At 68.7% G+C, this 291-nt stretch carries 1 protein-coding gene; it reads left to right on the plus strand.

Annotated features, from left to right (window positions below; all coding sequences use genetic code 11):
- Positions 1 to 291, plus strand: a 291-nt coding sequence (locus GV790_RS29855; RefSeq protein WP_163818155.1) for an alpha/beta fold hydrolase, incomplete at both ends; no start/stop codon positions are given.

Consider the following 291-nt stretch of genomic DNA (forward strand, 5'->3'; position numbering starts at 1 on the left):
GGCATGGGCGCATCGGGCAAACCCGATATCGGCTACAGCTTCGCTGAGCACGCCCGCTACCTCGACGCCTGGTTCGACACCCTCGGCCTCGACCGGGTCGTCCTGGTCGGCCACGACTGGGGCGGCGCGCTCGCCTGTGATTGGGCCGCCCGCCACCCTGAGCGAGTGCTCGGTCTCGCACTCTTCGAGAGCATCATCAAACCGATGCGCTGGGAGGACCTCTCCCCGCAGGCGCGCACCCGGTCCGAATCGATCCGCACCCCCGGCATCGGCGAAGACATGGTGCTCGAC

Source organism: Nocardia cyriacigeorgica, assembly GCF_010858045.1.
Classification (GTDB): Bacteria; Actinomycetota; Actinomycetes; order Mycobacteriales; family Mycobacteriaceae; genus Nocardia; species Nocardia cyriacigeorgica_E.